The organism is Aminobacter sp. DSM 101952 (assembly GCF_001424795.1).
Classification (GTDB): domain Bacteria; phylum Pseudomonadota; class Alphaproteobacteria; order Rhizobiales; family Rhizobiaceae; genus Aminobacter; species Aminobacter aganoensis.
This window is the reverse complement of record NZ_LMCL01000023.1, coordinates 361,456-382,262: the sequence shown is the minus strand read 5'-3', so window position 1 is coordinate 382,262 and position 20,807 is coordinate 361,456. Positions and strand designations below refer to the sequence as shown.

The 20,807-nt window shown below is 59.5% G+C and carries 18 protein-coding genes; 8 read left to right on the top strand and 10 right to left on the bottom strand.

Translation table 11 applies throughout. From position 1 onward, the window contains the following. Positions 1-92 precede the first annotated feature (92 nt). The 3 genes from ASC75_RS15920 (at position 93) to ASC75_RS15910 (ending at position 2,976) form a co-directional block, all read left to right on the top strand. Positions 93-1,604, top strand: coding sequence for a PAS domain S-box protein (locus ASC75_RS15920; protein WP_055977400.1), 1,512 nt, complete (start codon positions 93-95; stop codon positions 1,602-1,604). Further along, complete coding sequence (gene fixJ, locus ASC75_RS15915; RefSeq protein ID WP_055977738.1) at positions 1,591-2,226, top strand: response regulator FixJ; 636 nt, start codon at positions 1,591-1,593, stop codon at positions 2,224-2,226. Before ASC75_RS15920 ends, fixJ begins: the two co-directional genes overlap by 14 nt. Before the next feature lie 93 nt (positions 2,227-2,319). Next, complete coding sequence (locus ASC75_RS15910) at positions 2,320-2,976, top strand: helix-turn-helix domain-containing protein (RefSeq protein WP_244487851.1); 657 nt, start codon at positions 2,320-2,322, stop codon at positions 2,974-2,976. 49 nt (positions 2,977-3,025) lie between these two features. On the opposite strand, the gene ASC75_RS15905 is transcribed toward ASC75_RS15910, so the two are convergent. Then, positions 3,026-3,511, bottom strand: a complete 486-nt coding sequence (locus tag ASC75_RS15905; RefSeq protein ID WP_055977734.1) for an NUDIX domain-containing protein — start codon at positions 3,509-3,511, stop codon at positions 3,026-3,028. Between the two features lie 141 nt (positions 3,512-3,652). On the opposite strand from ASC75_RS15905, the gene ASC75_RS15900 reads away from it, so the two are divergent. Further along, positions 3,653-5,251, top strand: a complete 1,599-nt coding sequence (locus ASC75_RS15900) for an MBL fold metallo-hydrolase (protein ID WP_055977397.1) — start codon at positions 3,653-3,655, stop codon at positions 5,249-5,251. Here the strand turns inward: ASC75_RS15900 and ASC75_RS15895 are convergent. Together ASC75_RS15895 and ASC75_RS15890 are read right to left on the bottom strand one after the other, a co-directional pair. Next, a complete protein-coding gene (locus ASC75_RS15895) occupies positions 5,248-6,444 on the bottom strand; it encodes an acetate/propionate family kinase (protein WP_055977394.1) in 1,197 nt (398 codons plus the stop codon). The genes ASC75_RS15900 and ASC75_RS15895 overlap by 4 nt on opposite strands. A gap of 57 nt (positions 6,445-6,501) precedes the next feature. Then, a complete protein-coding gene (locus ASC75_RS15890) occupies positions 6,502-8,889 on the bottom strand; it encodes a phosphoketolase family protein (protein WP_244487850.1) in 2,388 nt (795 codons plus the stop codon). Positions 8,890-9,103: 214 nt separating this feature from the next. On the opposite strand from ASC75_RS15890, the gene ASC75_RS15885 reads away from it, so the two are divergent. The 3 genes from ASC75_RS15885 to ASC75_RS15875 are packed head-to-tail and all read left to right on the top strand — an operon-like array spanning position 9,104 to position 11,694. Further along, entirely contained in the window at positions 9,104-9,664 is a 561-nt protein-coding gene (locus ASC75_RS15885) for a Spy/CpxP family protein refolding chaperone (protein WP_055977387.1), read from the top strand. A 39-nt stretch (positions 9,665-9,703) separates the two neighbouring features. Beyond that, the gene (locus ASC75_RS15880; RefSeq protein WP_055977384.1) at positions 9,704-10,405 is read left to right on the top strand and encodes a response regulator transcription factor; all 702 of its coding nucleotides are present in this window, start codon (positions 9,704-9,706) and stop codon (positions 10,403-10,405) included. A gap of 17 nt (positions 10,406-10,422) precedes the next feature. Further along, positions 10,423-11,694 carry a HAMP domain-containing sensor histidine kinase gene (locus ASC75_RS15875; RefSeq protein WP_055977731.1) on the top strand — a complete coding sequence of 424 codons (1,272 nt, stop codon included), beginning with the start codon at positions 10,423-10,425 and terminating at the stop codon, positions 11,692-11,694. Positions 11,695-11,767: 73 nt separating this feature from the next. Here the strand turns inward: ASC75_RS15875 and ASC75_RS15870 are convergent, their stop codons facing one another. The 6 genes from ASC75_RS15870 to ASC75_RS15845 form a co-directional block, all read right to left on the bottom strand. Continuing rightward, the gene (locus ASC75_RS15870) at positions 11,768-14,326 is read right to left on the bottom strand and encodes a cation-translocating P-type ATPase (protein ID WP_055977381.1); all 2,559 of its coding nucleotides are present in this window, start codon (positions 14,324-14,326) and stop codon (positions 11,768-11,770) included. Positions 14,327-14,399: 73 nt separating this feature from the next. After that, the gene (gene arcC / locus ASC75_RS15865) at positions 14,400-15,311 is read right to left on the bottom strand and encodes a carbamate kinase (protein WP_055977379.1); all 912 of its coding nucleotides are present in this window, start codon (positions 15,309-15,311) and stop codon (positions 14,400-14,402) included. 1 nt (position 15,312) lies between these two features. After that, a complete protein-coding gene (gene argF, locus ASC75_RS15860; protein WP_055977377.1) occupies positions 15,313-16,314 on the bottom strand; it encodes an ornithine carbamoyltransferase in 1,002 nt (333 codons plus the stop codon). 19 nt (positions 16,315-16,333) lie between these two features. After that, positions 16,334-17,551: an arginine deiminase gene (locus ASC75_RS15855; RefSeq protein ID WP_055977374.1), complete on the bottom strand. Its 1,218-nt coding sequence runs from the start codon at positions 17,549-17,551 to the stop codon at positions 16,334-16,336. Between the two features lie 26 nt (positions 17,552-17,577). Next, entirely contained in the window at positions 17,578-19,047 is a 1,470-nt protein-coding gene (arcD, locus tag ASC75_RS15850; protein ID WP_055977373.1) for an arginine-ornithine antiporter, read from the bottom strand. Between the two features lie 323 nt (positions 19,048-19,370). Next, complete coding sequence (locus ASC75_RS15845; protein WP_055977370.1) at positions 19,371-19,721, bottom strand: diacylglycerol kinase; 351 nt, start codon at positions 19,719-19,721, stop codon at positions 19,371-19,373. A 397-nt stretch (positions 19,722-20,118) separates the two neighbouring features. On the opposite strand from ASC75_RS15845, the gene ASC75_RS15840 reads away from it, so the two are divergent. Next, on the top strand, positions 20,119-20,376 hold the full coding sequence (locus ASC75_RS15840) for a hypothetical protein (RefSeq protein WP_108607891.1): 258 nt from the start codon (positions 20,119-20,121) through the stop codon (positions 20,374-20,376). A gap of 116 nt (positions 20,377-20,492) precedes the next feature. On the opposite strand, the gene ASC75_RS26960 is transcribed toward ASC75_RS15840, so the two are convergent. After that, a complete protein-coding gene (locus ASC75_RS26960) occupies positions 20,493-20,798 on the bottom strand; it encodes an ATP-binding cassette domain-containing protein (protein WP_348271293.1) in 306 nt (101 codons plus the stop codon). Positions 20,799-20,807: the final 9 nt, after the last annotated feature.

The window sequence follows — 20,807 nt, the reverse complement described above, 5'->3', positions numbered from 1 at the left end:
CCCTTCGACGCGCTGCGATGTAACATCAAGCGCAACGTGTGACCACCCGATCACGAATTGGACCCCAGCCATGGCAGCGTTGAGACCAGGTCGTGGTTGAAGCCGCAAGCTTGAAGCCACTGCGCCGCTACGTTTTCCCGCTCCGTTACCATGGGAAGGCGTCCTATCTTCTTGCCGTGGCAGTGGTCGGCGCCGCCCTGCTCCTTCGTTTGGGGCTACAGGGTGCCCTTGCAGATCGCGCGATCTTTACGTTGTTCGTTCCGGCGATCCTCGCCGCCTCCATAGCCGGCGGTATCGGGCCTGGGCTTCTGGCCGTCGTCATGTCGTTGTCTGCAGTTTTCTACATTGGCGGCCTTCAGCTTACGGGCGATACCGATGTTCTCGTTTTCGTCGTGTTTGCGCTGGTCGGGCTGGCGATTGTGGGGATGGGCGACCTCCTGCATCGCGCCTGGAGTGCCGTTGAGGAGACAAAACGCACGCTCGATGAGCGCGAAGCCCACTTGAGATCAATCTTGGACACAGTGCTCGATGCAACCATCGTCATTGAGAAGGACGGCACAATAGTTTCCTTCAACGCGGCAGCCATCCGGCAATTCGGCTATCAGGAGGAAGAAGTCAGGGGGCAAAACGTGCGCATGCTCATGCCAGAACCTTATAGAGGCGGTCATGATGGCTACATCCAGCGCTATCTGACCACTGGCGAGAAACGCATCATCGGTATCGACCGTGTTGTCGTTGGCCGCCGCAAGGACGGTTCGACGTTTCCTATGAAACTTGCTGTCGGCGAGATGAAGTCTGGTAACAAGACATATTTTACCGGGTTTGTCCGCGATTTGACCGAGCGTGAGGAGTCTGCGACGCGATTGCAGGAAATCCAGGACGAATTGGCCAGGCTCTCCCGGCTCAACGAGCTTGGGGAGATGGCTTCGACACTTGCGCATGAACTCAATCAACCTTTGTCGGTGATTGCAAACTACGCCCAAGGATCCATACGCATGCTGCGCGAAAGTCCGCAGAAGGCAGCATCCTACTTGCCAGAAGCTCTCGAGGAGATCTCGACGCAATCGCTTCGGGCGGGCGAGATCATCCGTCATCTCCGCGAATTCGTGATGCGCGGCGAGACAGAAAAGGCCCCCCAGGATATCCGAAAGCTTGTCGAGGAAGCTGGAGCGCTAGCCCTTATGGGATCGAGAGAACGCGGTGTTCGGTCTGTTTTCGACTTTGCGCCGGGCGCGGGTATGGTGATAGTCGATGCGGTCCAGATTCAACAGGTTCTTACAAATCTCATGCGCAACGCCATGGAGGCAATGCGCGACAGCGAGGTACGTCTTCTCTCCGTGCGAACATTTCTTGGAGAGCCAGGTGAAGTCGCTGTTGAGGTGTCCGACACAGGGCCAGGAATTCCCGATGAAGTCGCAGCGCGTCTGTTCAAACCCTTTGTCACCACCAAGCCAAGCGGCATGGGCATCGGTCTGTCGATTGCCAAGCGCATCGTCGAAGCCCATGCTGGCATCATAAGCATGAGAAGAAACGCCCACGGGGGCGTGACTTTCCGATTTACGTTGCCTGCTTATGACGAGGGGGGAGCCAATGGACAAGGGTGACTACGTCGTTCATGTCGTCGACGACGAGGAACCGGTCAGAAGGTCTTTGGTGTTCTTGCTGACAATGGCTGGGTACACTGTACGACAGCATGAATCTGCAACGGCGTTCCTGGCAGTCGCCCCGGCAATCAACAATGGATGTCTGGTGACCGATCTGCGTATGCCAGACTTGGATGGGATCGAACTGCTTCAGCGCCTTCGCCAACTGCCTTCGTCCATTCCAACCATTGTAATTACTGGACATGGGGACGTCCCGCTGGCGGTTGAAGCGATGAAGGCCGGCGCGCTCGATTTTATCGAGAAGCCATTCAAGGAAGAAATTCTGGCCGCTGCGATTGATCGCGCGGCCGCCAGCCTTGGCAAAGTGGCAGTCCATGAAGACATTTCCGCCATTCGAGCTCGGGCCGCCTCCTTGAGCGAGCGGGAGCGTGAGGTGTTTTCGGCCGTTGTCGCGGGGCTCCCAAACAAGACAATCGCTTACGATCTCGACATCAGCCCGCGCACGGTTGAGGTCCATCGGGCCAACGTGATGTCCAAGATGGAAGCCAAAAGCCTGCCTGACCTCGTCCGAATGGCGCTCGAGGCTGGGCTGGACTCAAGTAAAGAGCATCAGACTGGATGACGTCTACGTACTCTCCCGTAGGGACATAACCGAATTTTCCAGCTGTCCGAATTGCGCGATAGATCTCTCGACACTAGCTTCCGGGAGAGCGCCATGACCCTACACAGCAGAGCAGATTTCTTGACTGGCGCCGAATTGGACGACGGGTGCCCGCTTGTTCACACGCCCGCATTCTCATTTGGCGCAGCAATGCCGTCTGCCTTTCATGCGGCCGGTTCGGAGATATTTTCGCAAGGGAGCGAAGCTCGCTCCCTCTACATCGTGAAGTTTGGGTGCGTACGAACATACCGCCTGCTGGCAGACGGTCGTCGCCAGATCTCGGCGTTCCATCTGCCAGGCGAGGTCTTCGGATTTGAAGCGGACGATCGGCATCATTTCTTTGCCGAGGCGGTAGGGGCTACCTGCACACTTTCCATCAGGATTTCGGCAACCACGGAACTGTCGCGGGAACTTCTGCCGCTGGCATTGCGGGGGCTGGTGCGGGCACAAGAGCATCTTCTGGTGCTGGGCCGTCAAAATGCGCCGGAACGGGTCGCGGCATTTCTAGTAGATATGTTCGAGCGTCAGGGTGGTCTTGACCGACTCGAATTGCCGATGTCGCGCACTGACATCGCCGACTATCTCGGCCTCTCGCTTGAGACCGTTTCGCGTGTCTTCACCAAGCTCAGGGAACGTGGGATCATCCGTTTGTTGTCCCTGCGTACAGTCGAGATTGCGAAATGGCGGTCGCTCGCAGAGATGTGCGAATAGCGCAAGTCGCGGATTTGCATTGTCTCGCCTCGTATCACGCGCCTTGTTGTTATGCTGATCGGTCGGGCGTTTCCTGACCCGCAATGAGCTGTTGGAGCCGGTCAAGAAATGGTCTCAGGCCGGCGATGATCTTGAGCTGCGCGTCGGGCATTGCAAACCACTCAGCACGATCCGCCTCTGGGAAGTGTTGCTTTGTCCCACCACGTGGTGGCCATTCCATCTCGAAGAGATTGCTCCGTAACGCGGCGGGTTCGAAATCTCCTTGCAGGGCGAAGGCTGTCACCATCTTCCCACTAGGCTGGCGCTGGGTACCGAGCGGAATAAGCTCACCTGTAGGCTGGCCGCCTGTCTCTTCGAGGAATTCTCGCCTGGCGGCTGCATCGGGCTCCTCGCCGTCGGCATATTCGCCCTTGGGTATCGACCAAGCCCCAAGATCGCGCTTGCTCCAAAATGGCCCGCCAGGATGGATCAGGAGTACCTGCAGCTCCACTGCAGTGCGCCTAAACATCAGGATGCCCGCGCTTTTCTTCGTCATGCCGACGCTTGCCGATAGAGCTGTACTGCTGACGATATCGATCTCATATTTGATCCCGGTCAAGGTTTTCCACGGGATATCGGCGAAGCTGGGCTGTTAATTGGACTGCCTGTTTCGCACGCTTCACGGAGCATCAAGGAAATGATCCCACGTCTACGATTCCATGGAGCGGCCCATGCAGTGACTGGTTCGTGCTATGAGCTCGAAGTTGGAAGTGGTCGAATCCTGATCGATTGCGGGTTGTTTCAAGGGTCGAAGTCCGAACGAGAACTCAACTATGGCGATTTTCCCTTCGATCCAGCCAAGATCGACGCCGTGGTGCTGACGCATGCTCACATCGACCACAGCGGCCTGCTTCCCAAACTCATGAAGCACGGCTTTTCCGGCCCTATCCACGCTACGCGCGCGACAATCGATCTCTGTTCGGTGATGCTGCCGGACTGTGCGCATATCCAGGAGATGGAAGTCGAGCATTTGAACAGGCGCAACGCCCAGCGCGGCCGTGCCGCCGTGGCGCCGATCTACAGCACGGACGATGCCGCGAAGTGCATGACGCTGTTCCATGCAAGAGAGTACGGAGTATGGTTCAAGGTCGCGACTGGTATTCGGGTCCGGTTCTGGAATGCTGGCCATTTGCTGGGTTCAGCATCGGTTGAGATCGAAGTCGAGGATGCGGCTGCGGCAAGGCCGCTCAGGCTCTTGTTTTCTGGAGACATTGGCCCCGCTCACAAGCTTTTGCAGCCCGATCCGGAAGCTCCGGCCGATGTCGACTATCTGATCTGTGAATCCACCTATGGAGATCGCGAGCGAGGCGAAATCACCCCTGACAGGCGCCGATCATTGCTGCTGCACGAGGTGCGTGGCGCGCTCGAGGCAAATGGGCCGCTGATCATCCCGTCATTTGCAGTCGAACGGACCCAAGAGCTGCTTGTCGACCTGTTTTACCTGATGCGCGAAGGAGCTATTCCCAAAGCTGACATCTTCGTGGATTCGCCGCTTGCCACGCGCGCCAGCACGATTTTCGAGCGGCACGCCGACGAGATTCAGGAAGGCGACGTGTTGAGACAGGCCCTCAACTCGCGCGAAGTGCGCTTCACGGAAACCGTGGAGCAAAGCAAGGCAATCAACCGCCTGAGGGGCTTTTATGTCGTGATCGCCGCTAGCGGCATGTGTGACGCCGGACGTATCCGCCATCATCTCAAGGCCAACATATGGCGCAGAAATGCGACCGTCATGCTTGCCGGATTTCAGGCACAAGGAACCTTGGGGCGAATCCTCGTCGACGGTGCCGATCGGGTTCGCATCCAGGGGGAGGAATTCCAGGTGAAGGCTCGGATACGGCAACTGGATTTGTATTCAGGACACGCTGATGCAAGAGAGCTCGATAACTGGGTGCGTCAACGCCTGCCGATCCACAAGGGCGTGTTCCTGACCCATGGCGAGGCGTCTGGCTTGTCGGGATTGAAGTCGCGTGTGTCCGCCTTTGTTTCTGCAGACCGGATTATCTTGCCGGAACTTGATGATGCCTTTGATCTGGGTCCGGTGGGTGCGCACCAGGTCGATCTCAATGAGCCGAAGCGACTGCTGCCGGGGAAAGTGGCACGCCTGGATTGGCACAACGATCTTTCGCAGTTGCTGTTGGATGTGAGCGAGGCGGTAAGCCAGCAAGCCGACGAGCGCGGACGTGCCGCAGTAATTCGACGTCTTCGGCACGCGCTGAGCTCACCTAAGCAGAACTAGGCGGAAGCTGCTTCCGATCGTCCAGCTGCGTTCTCCAGCGCCAAGTGGACCTGTCTGGCAATTGCCATCTCCTCATTGGTGGCAATCACCCGAACTTCCACTTTGCTGTCGGTATCGCTGAGCACGTCATGGCTCTTTGACAGATCAAGCTTAACGCCCAGCCAGTCGAGGCGACGGCAGATCGCGTTGCGTACCTCCGCGGCATGCTCGCCAATCCCTCCGGTGAACACCAAAAGCTCGATTCCTCCAAGCGTGCTGGCCAACGCAGCGATGGCGCGTGATACGCTGAAGACAAACAAGTCAATCGCCGCTGCGGCCTGCGGATCGCTGCTTGCAAGCAGAACGCGCATGTCCGCCGAAATTCCGGACACTCCGAGCAGGCCCGAGCGGCGGTAAAGCAGGTTCTCCACTTCGTCGATTGATAGACCGCAGGCTTTCTGCAGATAGAGAATAATGCCCGGATCGACGGCACCCGAGCGGGTGGCCATCATCACGCCGTCGAGCGCGGTGAATCCCATGGTCGTATCCTGGCTTTTGCCGTCGACCATCGCACACAGGCTGCAGCCGCTGCCCAGATGCGCTACCACCGTCTTTTTCGCGGGCAGATCGGGTGAAATTCGTCCCAACTGATGGGCAATGAACTCGTAAGACAGGCCGTGAAAGCCGTAGCGCTTTAACCCCATCTCTTCATATTCGCGCGGAATGGCATAGCGGCTGACAGGTGGAGCAAGCGTGCTGTGAAAAGCTGTGTCGAAACAGCCGATCTGCACCAGCCCAGGCCGCAACTCCGACAGTGCCTTGACCGGACCCAGGCTTGCGGGCTGATGCAGAGGCGCGATGGGCGTGAGTTCCTCGAGCGCCTCGACAACCTCGTTCGTCAGATGAACGGGCGAAATGAAACGACTGCCGCCGTGCACGATCCGATGCCCGACCGCAACAATTTGCTCGCTGCCGAGCCGCGTGTCGAGAAAGTTCAAAAGCTGCTGCAACAACGCGCCGGTTGATTGGCCCGGAAGGCGCAACGGCGTTTCGGCAAGAAGGCGTCCCGCAGCATCTTGCGCCGAAAAGTGCGGCGTGTCGGCCAGACCGTCAAAGAGGCCCCGCATCAGCGGCTCAACCTTGCGTTTCGTCGCAGCTTTGAACACGCCGAACTTGAGGCTGGACGAGCCGGCGTTGAGAGCCAGAACGATCATGCTTTCTGATCCTTGTCCCACCACGCGACGGTCGCTTGCAGATCCGACTTGCCTGCGCTAGTGCCGCCACGCCCAGTCCCGCACCTCGGGCATGTCTTCCCCGTGCTCGCGCACGAACCGCCAATGTTCGGCCAGCTTGTCCTCGAAGCTGCGGCGAGTTTTCGCCGCATCGGGCCCCGGATTGCCGATCCTGTCAATTGCCTCGATAGCGAGGTGATAGCGGTCCAGCTCGTTGAGCACCGCCATGTCGAAGGGCGTGGTGGTCGTACCTTCCTCCTTGAAACCACGAACGTGGAAATTGTCGTGGTTGTTGCGCCGATAGGTGAGCCGATGGATGAGGTAGGGATAGCCATGATAGGCAAAGATCACCGGCCTGTCGCGCGTGAACAAGGCGTCGAATGCGTTGTCGGTCAAACCGTGCGGATGCTGGCTGTCCGGCTGCAACGTCATCAGGTCGACGACGTTGACGACGCGGATCCGCAACTGGGGAAGGGCGCTCCGCAGCAGGTCCACCGCGGCAAGCGTTTCCAGCGTCGGCACGTCTCCTGCACAGGCCATGACCACATCGGGTTCGCCATCACCTCGCTCCGTGCCTGCCCATTGCCAAATGCCGGCACCGGTCTCGCAATGGGCAATCGCGTCGGTGATGTTCAGCCATTGCAGTTGCGGCTGCTTGCCGGCAACGATCACGTTGACGCGGTTATATGTGCGCAGGCAGTGATCCGCGACCCACAGCAGCGTGTTCGCATCCGGGGGCAGATAGATGCGCACGATGTCGGCTTTCTTGTTGGCGACCAGATCGACGAAGCCCGGATCCTGATGACTGAAGCCGTTATGATCCTGCCGCCACACATGCGAGGTCAAAAGGTAGTTCAGCGAGGCGACCGGCCGCCGCCAAGCCAGCTCGCGCGAAACTTTGAGCCATTTGGCGTGCTGGTTGAACATCGAGTCAACGATGTGGATGAACGCTTCGTAGCAGGAAAAAAAGCCGTGCCTACCGGTCAGCAGATAGCCCTCCAGCCAGCCCTGGCAAAGGTTCTCGCTGAGCACTTCCATCACCCGGCCGTCATGGGCTAGGTGTTCGTCGTAAGGCTCGATGCCTTCCATCCAGACGCGGTCGGTGACCGCAAAGACGTCATCGAGACGGTTGGAGGCGGTTTCATCCGGGCCCATCAGCCTGAAATTGCGTGCCTCGGCATTCAGCGTCATTACCTGTCGGAGCAGACGCCCCATGGCACGCGTAGCTTCCGACTTGATGGCGCCCGGGGCCGTGACCTCAACCGCAAGCGAACGAAAGTCCGGAAGCACGAGGTCACGCCTGAGCAATCCGCCATTGGCGTGTGGGTTGGCGCCCATCCGGCGCTTGCCTTTTGGCGCCAGCGCTTGCAGTTCTGCACACAGCCGACCTTGTTTGTCGAAAAGTTCTTCGGGTCGGTAGCTGCGCATCCAATCCTCGAGCAGTTTGAGGTGACCTGGCTCGTTTCGCGGATCGGAGATTGGCACCTGGTGCGCGCGCCAGAAGCCCTCGACTTTCTTGCCATCCACCTCCTTGGGGCCGGTCCAGCCCTTGGGGCTACGTAACACGATCATTGGCCATTGCGGTCGGTCGGTATTGCCCGCGCTGCGTGCCTTGCTCTGGATCTCGGTGATTCGCTTGAGCGCGAAATCGAGCGTTTCCGCCATCTGCCTGTGCATCTCTTCGGGTTCGTCGCCTTCGACGAAAAGAGGCTCGTGGCCGTAGCCGCGGAGAAGGCTTTCCAGTTCCGCCTTCTCTATCCGCGCCAGGATGGTCGGGTTGGCGATCTTGTAGCCATTGAGGTGCAGGATCGGCAGCACGGCGCCGTCATGCGCGGGGTTCAGGAACTTGTTCGAATGCCACGAAGCCGCCAGCGTGCCGGTTTCGGCCTCCCCGTCGCCGATGACGCAGGCGACGACGAGATCGGGATTGTCGAAAGCAGCACCGTAAGCGTGGACGAGCGCATAACCGAGCTCGCCGCCCTCATGAATGGAGCCGGGCGTCTCGGGGGCTGCGTGGCTGGGAATGCCGCCGGGAAAGGAGAACTGGCGGAAAAGCTTGCGCACGCCGTCGAGATCGCTGCTGATCTCTGGATAGATCTCGCTGTAGCTGCCCTCGAGATAGGTATTGGCGACCATGCCTGGCCCACCGTGACCGGGACCGCAGACATAGATCATGTCCAGGTCGCGCATCCGGATAAGCCGATTTAGATGGGCATAGATGAAGTTGAGGCCGGGTGTTGTACCCCAGTGACCGAGCAGCCTGGCCTTGACATGCTCGGGCTTCAGCGGCTCGCGCAGCAAAGGATTGTCGAGAAGGTAGATCTGGCCGACCGAAAGATAATTCGCTGCCTGCCAGTAGCGGTGGAGCAGCGCAATTTCCCCATCCTCGATGGCGTGCGCCCGATCGTTGTCGTCAAGCCTTCCCATGCGCATTTCCTTCCACGGTCATCAGAAACTTGGCAATCACTAAGGAAGAATAGGTCGCTCCCCGCCTTGAGCCAGGTCAAAGAGCGTCCTTGGAATCCTACTCGATAGGGAGGCACCTTCACATTTCTTTACACTTCCCCGTCACTCGAGAAACGTTGGCCCTCCAGTCTGGCGTTATCGCGGCAGCAAGTGCCGCCTAACCAAGGAAGCGATCATGGACAACGACAAGCAGAATTTGCAGACCTCATCGGCTCCGAACACCGCAACTGGGTCGCGTGGCTGGGGACGGCGCATCGTTATCGGCGGCCTTGCTGCCGCAGCAGTTGCCGGCATTGGACTTGCTGTGGCCAACAGTGGCGAGTTCGGAGATGGGCACGGAATGCTGCATTTTGGCCAAGGGCACCAGATGATGGATGCTTCGATGGGCCGAGGTGGCTTCTCGGAGCGCCGGATGGAGCATATGATGGAAGATATCGATGCCACACCGGAACAGTCGAAGAAGCTAAGGGAACTCTTCGGTTCTGCCCGAAATGAGATCGCTCCGATGCTCGACGACTTCAGGGACACGCGCAACGCCGCAGCCGACATTCTGGGCGCGCCGACTATCGACCGGTCTGCAATCGAAACGTTGCGCAGTGAGCGCGTTGCCGCGATCGATGCCGCCTCGCGGAAAATGACGGCCACTCTTGTCGATGCAGCAGAAATCCTGACGCCAGAACAAAGGGCAAAGATGTTGGGGCGTTTCAAGGCGCGCGGAGATCACGGCCGGTGGTAGGATTTCAACTGCAAGGTTGAAATCCGGAGAGTCCCGACCATGGCGGAACAGGTGCTGATCATCGATGACGACACACGCCTGTCCGCCATGATTGCGGACTATCTCTCGGGAAATGGCTACGCTGTCCACACCGCTGCAACCGGGCATGCCGGCCTCGCCGATGTGCAACGGCGTTCGCCAGACGCGGTAATTCTCGACGTCATGCTGCCCGATCTGGACGGCTTCGAGGCCTGCCGCCGCATGCGAGCTGTATCTGACGTGGCCATTCTTATGCTCACGGCGAAAGGGGACGAGACGGACCGGATTATCGGGCTGGAGTTGGGAGCAGACGACTACTTGCCAAAGCCGTTTAATCCACGCGAACTGCTTGCACGACTCAAGGCTATACTGCGGCGGCGCCGTGGCGGCGATCTGGCCGCATCACGCATCCTTCGGTCCGGGCGGCTTGAGATAGATCCCGGTTCTCGTTCAGTCCGTATCGATGGACGCGATTGTCCGATGACCAGCTATCAATTCGATCTTCTCGTTACATTGGCGGAGAATGCCGGACGTGTGCTGTCGCGCGAGCAACTGATGGACCTTGTCAAAGGCGAGGAACTCGAAGCGTTCGATCGGTCGATCGATGTGCATATTTCTCGGATCAGGGCGGCAATCGAGGATAATCCCAAATACCCGCGTCGCATCGTTACCGTGCGCGGCGCCGGCTATGTTTTCGCTCGCTTTCAGGACGATCAGAAATAAGTCGGGGCGAAATTGTGGTGCGCAAAAGCCTTTTCCTCAAGGTCTACCTCACGCTGCTGGCGAGCTTGGCCGTAGTCGCATTCACGAGTGCGTTTTTTGTCCGGCTGGGGCAGGACGAGCTGGACCGGGGATGGGGCGGCCGGCGCGACAAATTCATCGCCACAATGTTACCAGTGACCGACGATCCGGCTATGCTCAAGATCACGCTTGACCGGCTTGCGGACGCCTTCGCAGCCGACTTGGCGCTATACAACCCGCATGACCAATTGATTGCTAGTGCCGGAGAACCGTTCAAACTCGACGCGCCCGGCTCGCGTCAGTCACATGATGGTAAACGGCCGTTTGTAATTCGACTGGCGGATGGACGTTCGATACAGGCCCGCATGCCCTTGGGGCCGGGTGGACGAAACCCACTTGGCTATCTGGCAGTCATAGCCGGTGTCATCGGCCTTGCAGCTTATCCTGTGGTTCGCCATCTGACGCGGCGGTTGGAGCGTCTGCGCCGTGGCGTGGAAATTTGGGGGGCTGGCGAGCTTGGAACTCGGGTTGCGGCGAGTGGCAGCGATGAAGTCGCAGCAGTCGCGCGGAGTTTCAACGTTGCGGCCGATCGCATCGAACGTCTAGTCGACGCGCATCGATCCCTGCTCGCAAATGCCAGCCATGAACTGCGTTCGCCGTTGGCAAGGCTTCGCATGGCCATAGATCTCTACGAGCGTTCGGCCGATCAGGCAACAAAGCGAGAGATCGTGCAAAGCCTCTCGGAACTCGACAGTCTGGTCGAGGAAATCCTGTTGGCCAGCCGGCTCGACCATGTCCAAAAACTGGACCATGTGGAAGCCGTCGACATGCTTGCACTTACAGCCGAAGAAGGTGCGCGCAACGACGTTGCGGTCACCGGCTCGACCGCCATAATCTCGGGCGATGTGCGGTTGCTGAGGCGCCTGGTTCGCAACTTGATGCAGAATGGGTTGTGCCATGGGGCTCCGCCGGTGATCGCCGAGGTCGCGACCGATGGGGCAATCGTGCGCCTGTGCGTCAAAGACCACGGCGAGGGTATTCCAGACGGCGAGGGCACACGGGTCTTCGAACCGTTCTACCGTCCGACGGGACGAAGCGAGAGCAAGGGCGGTTGGGGGCTTGGACTATCCTTGGTCCGCCAGATCGCTACTCACCACCGAGGGTCTGTACGCTATGAAAGGGTGCCGGAGGGTGGGGCGTGTTTCATTGTGGAATTCCCGGCGTCGAGCGTGGCGCAGCCAGTAGCAAGACCAACATCGACGAGCGGTTGATCCGTCCTGTCAGCCCAGATCTTCCAGTGCTTAGCGCATCAACTGGGATGTCATTACCGCTTGTGTGTGCCGATCAGGACCGCAGGCTTTTTCGCCACAACGGCTTGATGGCCTCCAGAACGAGCAACACGATAATCCCAGCGGCCAGTGTCACGGCAAGGTCGTCAAGATGCAGAGCGCCGAACGCAAACAGCGCGCTGAGCCATGGCCATAAGAGGCTGGCCGCAAGTATTGCGCTGACCCCCAGAAGGATCCACCCCAGTGAAGGATTGTGCCCGCGAAACGCCGTAATGAGAGACGCGCTGAAGGAGCGATTAACAAGAATGAGGCTGATGATGGAAACCACAAGTGAAAAGAAAGTTAGCGCACGCACTTCGTCTTCCGGCATGCCTCGATCGAGAGCCACCAGATAAATGGCGGCCACCAGTCCAAATGCCAACGCACCCTGCATCACGCTCCAGCCGATCAGCGGCCACGAAAACAAAGACTCATTGGGCCGACGTGGCTTGCGGCGCATCACGTCACCTTCCTCCTTCTCCGCTTCGAAGACCAAGGCGCACACCGGATCGATGATCATTTCAAGGAAGGCAATGTGGATAGGCCCCATCAGGATCGGGAGACCGAACACAAGCGGCAGGAGCGCCAATCCGGCTATCGGAACATGGACGGCGAAGATGAATCCCATGGCTTTGCGCAAATTGTCATAGATGCGGCGTCCGAGCCGGACGGCAACGACGATTGATCCAAAATCGTCGTTAAGAAGCACAATTGATGAGGCTTCGCGCGCGACGTCGGTGCCGCGCCCGCCCATGGCGACGCCGATATGCGCGGCCTTGAGGGACGGCGCGTCGTTCACGCCGTCACCGGTCATTGCAACGATCTCGCCGTCGGCTTTCAGTGCCTGCACAATTCGCAATTTCTGTTCCGGCATGATCCGTGCGAACACGGACGCGCTGCGCACCCGGCGCGCAAACTCGGCTTCATCGAGAGATGCGAGAGCATTGCCGGTCTGCACGTCGTCGACCGCGATTCCGGCCTGAAGCGCAATGGCGCGCGCCGTCGCGGGATAATCGCCTGTTATCATGACGACCCTGATCCCGGCCGAGCGGCATTCGCGCACGGCGTCAGGGACGCCGGCGCGCAGCGGATCTGCAAGACCGGCTAGCCCTAGAAAGACGAATGGAAATTCCTTCTGCGTGCCCGGCAAATGACCGCTCTCATGGCTGGATTTCGCAACGCCCAACACGCGCAATCCTTCGGTAGCCATCTCGTCCACCGATTGCCGCAAAGCATCAAGTTCGGCTTCGTCGAGGCGGCACAAACCTGCGATGGCTTCAGGCGCGCCCTTGGCCGCGACCAGGAAAGCGGGTGCAGGGGTATCGGTCCGCCAGACCTGTGTCATGGCGAGAAGATCGGGGCGCAGCCCATAACTATGCGCGAGTGTCCATTTCGGCCCGGGCAGGCCGTCCGTTGCGTTCAGTCCATCGTGTGCAAGCTTATGGAGGGCCTTCTCCATCGGATCGAACGGCTCTGGTGCGCTGGCAAGCAGGGCGTACGCAGCGAGTTCCCGGAAACGACCTGGTATTGTGATCTCGCCCGTATTTCCTGTGCGGAAGGATGCGCCGTCCGGGTGCCGAAGTTCGGCGATGCTCATCCGGTTCTCGGTTAGCGTGCCGGTCTTGTCGGTGCACAGCACCGTCGCTGATCCTAACGTCTCAACGGAGCTGGCGCGGCGTGTCAGCACGCGCGCGTGGGAAAGCCGCCATGCGCCCATTGCCATGAAGACGGTCAGGACGACCGGAAATTCCTCCGGCAGCATCGCCATGCCGATAGTGATCCCTGCAAGCACGGCATCAAGCCAGCCGCCGCGTAGCGTGCCGTAAAGTGCGACCGTCGCAAGGCTGATAACGATGCCGCCCATCGCGGCTAAACGTACAATCCGCGCTGTCTGTGCTTTAAGGCGGGGAGGCTCGGTTTCAAGCGTATGGAGCGCCTGGCCAATCTTTCCGATTTCGCTGCGCGGTCCGGTGGCGATCACTTCGGCGATGCCACTGCCACGCACCACGAGCGACCCCGAATAAACAAAAGGCAGGTCGTCCCCACCAGGTCGAGGCGGGCTGTCTGTCTTGTCGACGGACAACGCCTTGCGTACTGGCACAGATTCCCCGGTCAGCAAGGATTCATCGACCTGCAAATCCTGCAACTGCAGGAGGGCTGCGTCGGCCGGAACACGGTCACCTTCGCCAAGTACGACCAGATCGCCACGTGCGACCTCGCGGCCTGCAACGCGAACACGCACGCCGTTCCTGACCACGAGCGCGCGCGGACTGGTGAGATCTCTTAACGCTTCCATCACGCGCTCGGTACGCGCTTGCTGAACGAAGCTGATCAGCACCGACAGGGCCGCAAAGGCAAGCAGGATCAGCGCTTCCCTTAGATCGCCGAGCAGAAGATAGACGACGCCGCCACCAAGCAAGAGAGCGAGCATCGGCTCGCGCAGAACCTCCAACATGATGCCAAGCGTTGTCCGGCGGTCGAGGTGCGGCAGTTCATTGAAGCCTTCTGACTTCAGCCGCCCCTGTGCTTCCGCCTCGCTTAGACCGGACAACAAAGGTGTATGATCATCGGTCATGGCATTGAATGGCCAGTGAAGCATTTCGGCAAAAATGTTTCGATGCCGACCAAGAAATGGTTCATCCGCACTGTCATTGTCGGTCCGGCTCTATCCACGTGCCGCGCATGCCCTTTACGATCTCCGGCGCATCTTCAAGTCTGCCGATCGCGGCCGGCTTTCCGGTTGCTTCCGAAAACTCAATTGCGGCTGTCACTTTCGGCCGCATCGAGCCGGCCGGAAAGTCTGCCACGGAAATGTCCGAGCTGCGCAGATGGCCAAGCGGACGGGCAATGGGAGTGCCCCAGTCGAGATATATGGCGTCGACGTCGGTCAGCATGAGCAACATGTCGGCTTCGAGGTTGCGCGCCAGAAGCGAGCTGGCGAGGTCCTTGTCGATGACCGCCTCGATGCCTGCGATGGCGCCGTTCTCCTGCTCGATCACGGGTATGCCTCCGCCACCGGCACAGATGACGACAACACCGTGTTCGACCAGGAAGCTGAGAACCTTGGCCTCCAGGATCGCCAGTGGTTTTGGCGACGGCACGACGCGACGCCATCTGTCGTTGTCCGGCGCGATTCGCCAGCCGCGCTCAGCGGAGAGTCTGCGCGCGGTCGCCTCGTCATATGTAGGGCCGATTGGCTTAGTCGGGTTCGCGAAGGCCGGATCATGCGGATCGACCCTGACCTGCGTCAGCAGCGTCGCAAAGAGCTGATCCTTCATCACGTTGCCGAGCTCTTGCTGCAGGACGTAGCCGACCATGCCGGCGCTCTCCGCATCGAGAACGTCCAATGGGAAGGGGGCGTCGGAGGATGCGGTGGCCTGCAACGCGAGCAACCCAACCTGTGGTCCGTTGCCATGCGTGATCACCAGGGTGTGTCCGGCCTCGACGAGTTCGGTCAGCGCGGAGGCGGCCCTCCGGATGTTGGCGCGCTGGTTTTCGGCTGTCATCGGCTCGCCGCGACGCAGCAGCGCATTCCCACCTAAGGCGACGACGATGCGCATATCAGTTGCCGAGGGTCGCGACGAGTATTGCCTTGATCGTGTGCATACGGTTCTCGGCCTGGTCGAAGACGATGGAGGCTTCCGATTCGAAGACCTCGTCGGTAACCTCCATGCAGTCGATGCCGTAGTCTCGGGCAACGCGCGCACCGACCTCGGTGCTGTCGTCGTGAAAGGCCGGCAGGCAATGCATGAATTTCGTGTAAGAATTCCCGGTCGCCTGCATCAGCGCGCGGGTGACGCGGTAGGGGGTGAGCAGCGCGATGCGCTCCGCCCAGCCGCTCTCATCCTCACCCATGGAAAGCCAAACGTCGGTGTAGACGAAGTCGGCGCCCTCGACGCATTTTTCTACGTCTACATCCAGCCGAAACTGGCCACCATTACGCTCGGCCAATTCGCGGACATGCGCGCAGAATTGTTCGTCCGGCCAGAGTGGTTTGGGAGAGGCTATGCGTATATCCATACCTACTTTGGCGGCTCCGATCGCCAGTGATTTGGCAACATTGTCGCGGCCCTCGCCGACGAAGGTGACTGTCACATCTGACAGGTGCTTGTGGGTGAACTCGCGCATGGTCATGAAGTCTGCGAGGATTTGGGTCGGATGATCCTCGTTGGTCAGGCCGTTGTAGACCGGCACGCCGGCATACGTGGCGAGCTGCTCGACTTGATGCTGGCCAAAGCCGCGATATTCGATCGCATCGTACATGCGGCCCAGTACGCGCGCGGTGTCCTTCATCGATTCTTTGTGGCCGATATGGCTGCCTGACGGACCGATATAGGATACGTGCGCGCCCTGATCGTAGGCAGCGACCTCGAACCCCGATCGGGTGCGGGTGGAATCCTTCTCGAAGATCAGCGCGATGTTCTTGCGCACCAGACGCGGCACTTCCGTACCTGCCTGCTTGGCCGCCTTGAGATCAGCAGCTAGCCTAAGCAGGTAGCGGATTTCTGGAGGCGAGAGATCGTCCAGCGTGAGCACGTTGCGGCCCAACAGATTGACAGGCATGGTCTGTTGTCCTTTCGTTTCAGATCGGATCGCGGGCGATTGGGCAAGTCATGCAGTGCCCTCCGCCGCGGCCACGGCTGAGTTCGGCGCCTTCTACGGTGATGACCTCGATCCCCGAACGCCGTAGCAGCGTGTTGGTGTAGACGTTGCGATCGTAACCTATGACCACACCTGGCTCGACGGCGATGACATTATTGCCGTCATCCCACTGCTCGCGCTCCGCCTGATAGGCGTCGCCCCCGGTGCCGACGATGCGAAGCGCCTTCAGGCCAAGCGCCTCCTTCACGACGTCGGTGAAGGGCTTTTCCTCCTCAATCACGTCAACGACGGTTTTGCCTTCGCCGGGTCGCAGCGAAAAGGTTCGCAGACGGTCGACGACTGGTGGATACATCGTGACGAGGTCGCGGTCACAGAAGGTGAAGACCGTGTCCAGATGCATGAAAGAGCGGTCGCGCGGCATTAGCGCGGCGATGACACGTGTCGCCTCGCCGGCCGCGAACAGGCTGCGGGCCAATCCGCCGACCGCCTGCGGGGTCGTGCGCTCGCCCATGCCAACCAGGACGACGCCGCCGCCGATCGGCATCACGTCGCCGCCTTCGAGGCTGACACCTGGTCCAGGATTGTCTGGCGACACGAAGGCAAGGTCGGCTTTTTGGAAGCGGGGATGGAAGCGGTAGACGGCCTCGACATTGGCGGCTTCGGGCTTTCGCGCTGGCCAGTACATGGCATTTACCGATACCGCGCGATAGACCCAGCAGGATGAATCGCGGGTGAAGAGCTGGTTGGGCAGGGGCGGCAGCACAAAGTCCTGCGGTAGCATCGTCTTGCCCGTAAGGCCCGTCGGTTTGAAGGGTAACTCGGCGCGCGCAATGCCGCCGACGAGGATTGCGGAAAGCTCCTCAGCGGGCATTTCCTCAAGCCAACCACGCAGCTCTTCGACCATGTCGCAGCCCACGACCGAGGCGTCAATCCGGCGGTCGAGCAGCCATTTACGGGCTTCCGGCAACGCTAAGGTTTCGGCAAGCAGTTCACCGAACAGATGCACAGTGACTCCGCGCTCGCGCAGCGCGTCGACGAAGACGTCGTGCTCTTGCCGCGCGCGCTTGACCCACAAGATGTCGTCGAACAGCAGTGCCTTACAGTTGTCGGGTGTCAGCCTGCGCAGGCTGAGGTCCGGCCGGTGCACGATGACCTCGCGCAGCCGTCCGGTTTCGGAATGAACGCCAAGAGCGGTCATGGCGAGGGTCCTTTCGTTGCGGGGTTTTAGAGCGCGCTGACCGCGCCGATCCACATCTGCCAGGCGGCGTATAGGCCGATGGCGACGAGTGCTGCCGCGAGCACGGCCTCCACCGGTTGGAAGACACGCTCTCCGTTCTCGCGCCGCGCCCAGATGTAGAAAGCTATGCCCGGCGCGTAGAGAACAGCGCACATGAACAGGTACGAAAGCCCCGCTGCGTAGACGAGCCATAGCCCGTAGACCGTTGCAACCAGCCCGATGATCAGTGCTACGATACGGTTTTCCCCCGCACCGTAGCTTTCCCCGGTTATCGCGAGCTTCGCGGCGTAGGCGCCGGAGAAGATGTAAGGCACGAGAATGGCAGCAGAGGCGATGTAGAAAAGCGCCTGGTATGTACTTTGCGCGAAGAGCGTGATGATCAGAAAAGCCTGCACAAGGAGATTGGTAATGAGAAGCGCGGTCGACGGCACACCGCGTTCGTTTTCATAGCCGAAGTACTTCGGCATGGTGCCATCTCGGCCGGCCATGTGCGGGATCTCGGCCGCCAGCAGCGTCCAACTCAGGAACGCGCCGATGACGGAGACGACAAGCGCCAGGTTGATGAGGATCGCGCCCCACGGGCCAACGATGGCCTCCAGAACACCGGCCATGGACGGATTCTTTAGTGCGGCGAGTTCCGGCTGACTCATGATGCCGAGCGACAGCAGCGAAACCAACGCGTAAAGCGCCAAGCAGGTAAGGAAACCGAACACCGTGGCAGTGGCGATGTCCTTGCGCCGTTCGGCACGGGCCGAAAAGACGCTGGCGCCCTCGATGCCGATAAACACCCAAAGCGTGACGAGCATGGTGCTTTTTACCTGGTCCATGATCGAGCCGAGGTTGGCGTTGCCGAGCCCGGTGAAGTCGAGCGACCAGACATCGACCTTGAATGCGACAGCAACAACTCCGATGAACAGCACGATCGGTGCGATCTTTGCTACGGTGACGATCAGATTTACTATCGCCGCTTGCCGTACGCCGGCCATGACGAGCAGATGGATAGCCCATAGCAGTACCGAGGCACCGAGAACGGCTTGCCAGGTGTTGCCGTCGCCAAAAGACGGGAAGAAGTAGGACAACGCGCTGAATACGATGACGGCATAGGACACGTTGCCGATCCAGGCGCTGATCCAGTAGCCCCAGGCACTGTTGAAGCCGATGAAGGGGCCGAAGCCGGCCTTGGCGTAAGCATAAGGGCCTGCATCCAGATCCGGCTTTCGTGTGGCGAGCGACTGATAGACGAAGACCAGAGCCAGCATTCCCACCGCAGTAATGCCCCAACCAATGATAACGGCCAAGGGGCCGGCACCGGCAGCCATGTTTTGCGGCAGGCTGAACACGCCGGAGCCGACCATCGAGCCGATGACGAGCGCCGTGAGCGCACCGAGGCGTAACCTGTTGCCTGACACGGTCGGAATAGTTCTGGCGGCGGACGTCGAAATCTCGGTAGTGGCCATGGTGTGTCTCCCAAGGTTAAGTCCATCTTCTTGGGTAATCTTGGGCCGTTGGGGCGTCCTCTGCTTTGACGCGCGTCAACAATCTGCGCCTCTGACCTGAAAATTGGCGCTGCCATCCACGACTCGAAATGGTTGTCTCTGCGTCCACAGCGAGGTCACCCTTCAGATTTGGACAATGCCAAATTCCATAGGAGCGGCCGAAGGGTTCACCGCGACGCGGGCTGGAACTTTTGTAACCATGCTCAAGTCGGGGCGCCCGTCGGGTTACTCAGCGGCGAAGAGAATTGCCGGCGGCCTGGGAATTTCCGTGCATCTCAGGCGACTTAGATTTGCGATGCAAGAAAGAGCAGACCTATCACCGACGCACCAAGGCAGATCAGCAGCACGGCGGCAGCAGCCATATCCTTCACTACGCGAATTTCGGGATGTATTTCCGGGTGCAAGCGATCGACGAGTGTTTCAAGGGCGGAATTGAACAGTTCTGCAGCCAAGACAAGTGCAATTGCTAGCCCCACAATGGCCAGCCAAATACTGGAAGCACCGAGGAGTACTACACTCAAGGCAATGATTAGGCCGATCATCACCTGGGCCCGGAAGCTGTATTCACGTTGCCACCCCTCTCGCAATCCCTGTATGGCAAACCCAAGTCGATTGAGAAAAGGTCTGTTCTTCATGTTCGTGTGCTTATTGGGGACCCTGACATAATGTCCGGTCGGATGCGTTGGCGATAGGCGGGCAAAGCGGGCGTGGGCCGACTTGAATCTGTCAGCCACGGTGACCGTTATTATACACCGTTAGCCTGGAACTGCCTCAGTGATCTTGCCACCGACAAGTTTGATACGACAGTTCATCCGCGCTGCCATGTCGAGATTACCCGTCGTGGCCACGATGGATTTGCCGCCTTAAAACGTGCTCTGACTGTTGCGGCCCTGGCTCCGGTAGCCAACACTATTTCCGTGGGGGACTTGACGACCGGCCTATGCGACCTGTTGCCTTCAATCCGATGCGCCGCCCCCGGACACCATTGGCCGCAATTGCACCAAGAGAGTACCGCGATCTATCGAAATCAGGATGCGGCGACGCCTTGATGACGCAGTCGGTGAATTTCTCAGTAGAGTGGTCGATGCGCCGGCAATGATGCCGGACGACTTCGCGACGGAAGCGTTCGCGGATATCGAAGGAGAAGACTTCGATATTATCGTTCAGTCGTTCTCAGACATCATCGAGTCGATCAGCGAAGTGAACTGTGTGGCATATGGCGTGGAGCCCGACACTGTTAAACGATACCACGAGGTAAAGGCCAACGGCGGCGGGCCCGCACATCGCTGATGGCAGTCATGTTGCATAAATCGAAATCGTATGTTCCCGAACGAAAAACAGTTTTTTGCGGAGACAACCATTCTTGCATAAAAGATGCATTAAATGGTCGAAGCTGGTGGTCTTTGCTACCTAATTCTGCAGTGGAGCGCCTCGTCACCCACCCTGATCATGTCCGTAACAGTCATTGACCGGCCTCTCGCACGTTCGCCGGTTGCGGGGCGACATCGAGGCCGTTGATACTGGGCGCGCCATCGTCCGCCCTGAGCCGAGTGGGCAGGATTCGCCGCCGTTGTCTTGCCCGCCCCGTTCGAACCGAGCAGTGCAAAGATACTGCCGCGTGCCACGTCGAAGTCCACGCCGCGCAACACATGCAGTTCGTACGACTTCTCCAAGCCCCGCACGCGAATTGCCTGGACTTGCTGCTGTGTCATCGACCTCGG

Coding starts and splice junctions, on each gene's coding strand:
- ASC75_RS15890 (WP_244487850.1), bottom strand. CDS start 8,889: ATGGGAAGGCTTGACGACAACGATCGGGCGCACGCCATCGAGGATGGG.
- ASC75_RS15900 (WP_055977397.1), top strand. CDS start 3,653: ATGATCCCACGTCTACGATTCCATGGAGCGGCCCATGCAGTGACTGGT.
- ASC75_RS26960 (WP_348271293.1), bottom strand. CDS start 20,798: ATGACACAGCAGCAAGTCCAGGCAATTCGCGTGCGGGGCTTGGAGAAG.
- ASC75_RS15855 (WP_055977374.1), bottom strand. CDS start 17,551: ATGACCGCTCTTGGCGTTCATTCCGAAACCGGACGGCTGCGCGAGGTC.
- ASC75_RS15880 (WP_055977384.1), top strand. CDS start 9,704: ATGGCGGAACAGGTGCTGATCATCGATGACGACACACGCCTGTCCGCC.
- ASC75_RS15870 (WP_055977381.1), bottom strand. CDS start 14,326: ATGACCGATGATCATACACCTTTGTTGTCCGGTCTAAGCGAGGCGGAA.
- ASC75_RS15840 (WP_108607891.1), top strand. CDS start 20,119: ATGCGGCGACGCCTTGATGACGCAGTCGGTGAATTTCTCAGTAGAGTG.
- ASC75_RS15885 (WP_055977387.1), top strand. CDS start 9,104: ATGGACAACGACAAGCAGAATTTGCAGACCTCATCGGCTCCGAACACC.
- ASC75_RS15895 (WP_055977394.1), bottom strand. CDS start 6,444: ATGATCGTTCTGGCTCTCAACGCCGGCTCGTCCAGCCTCAAGTTCGGC.
- ASC75_RS15910 (WP_244487851.1), top strand. CDS start 2,320: ATGACCCTACACAGCAGAGCAGATTTCTTGACTGGCGCCGAATTGGAC.
- argF (WP_055977377.1), bottom strand. CDS start 16,314: ATGCCTGTCAATCTGTTGGGCCGCAACGTGCTCACGCTGGACGATCTC.
- arcC (WP_055977379.1), bottom strand. CDS start 15,311: ATGCGCATCGTCGTCGCCTTAGGTGGGAATGCGCTGCTGCGTCGCGGC.
- ASC75_RS15905 (WP_055977734.1), bottom strand. CDS start 3,511: ATGACGAAGAAAAGCGCGGGCATCCTGATGTTTAGGCGCACTGCAGTG.
- arcD (WP_055977373.1), bottom strand. CDS start 19,047: ATGGCCACTACCGAGATTTCGACGTCCGCCGCCAGAACTATTCCGACC.
- ASC75_RS15845 (WP_055977370.1), bottom strand. CDS start 19,721: ATGAAGAACAGACCTTTTCTCAATCGACTTGGGTTTGCCATACAGGGA.
- fixJ (WP_055977738.1), top strand. CDS start 1,591: ATGGACAAGGGTGACTACGTCGTTCATGTCGTCGACGACGAGGAACCG.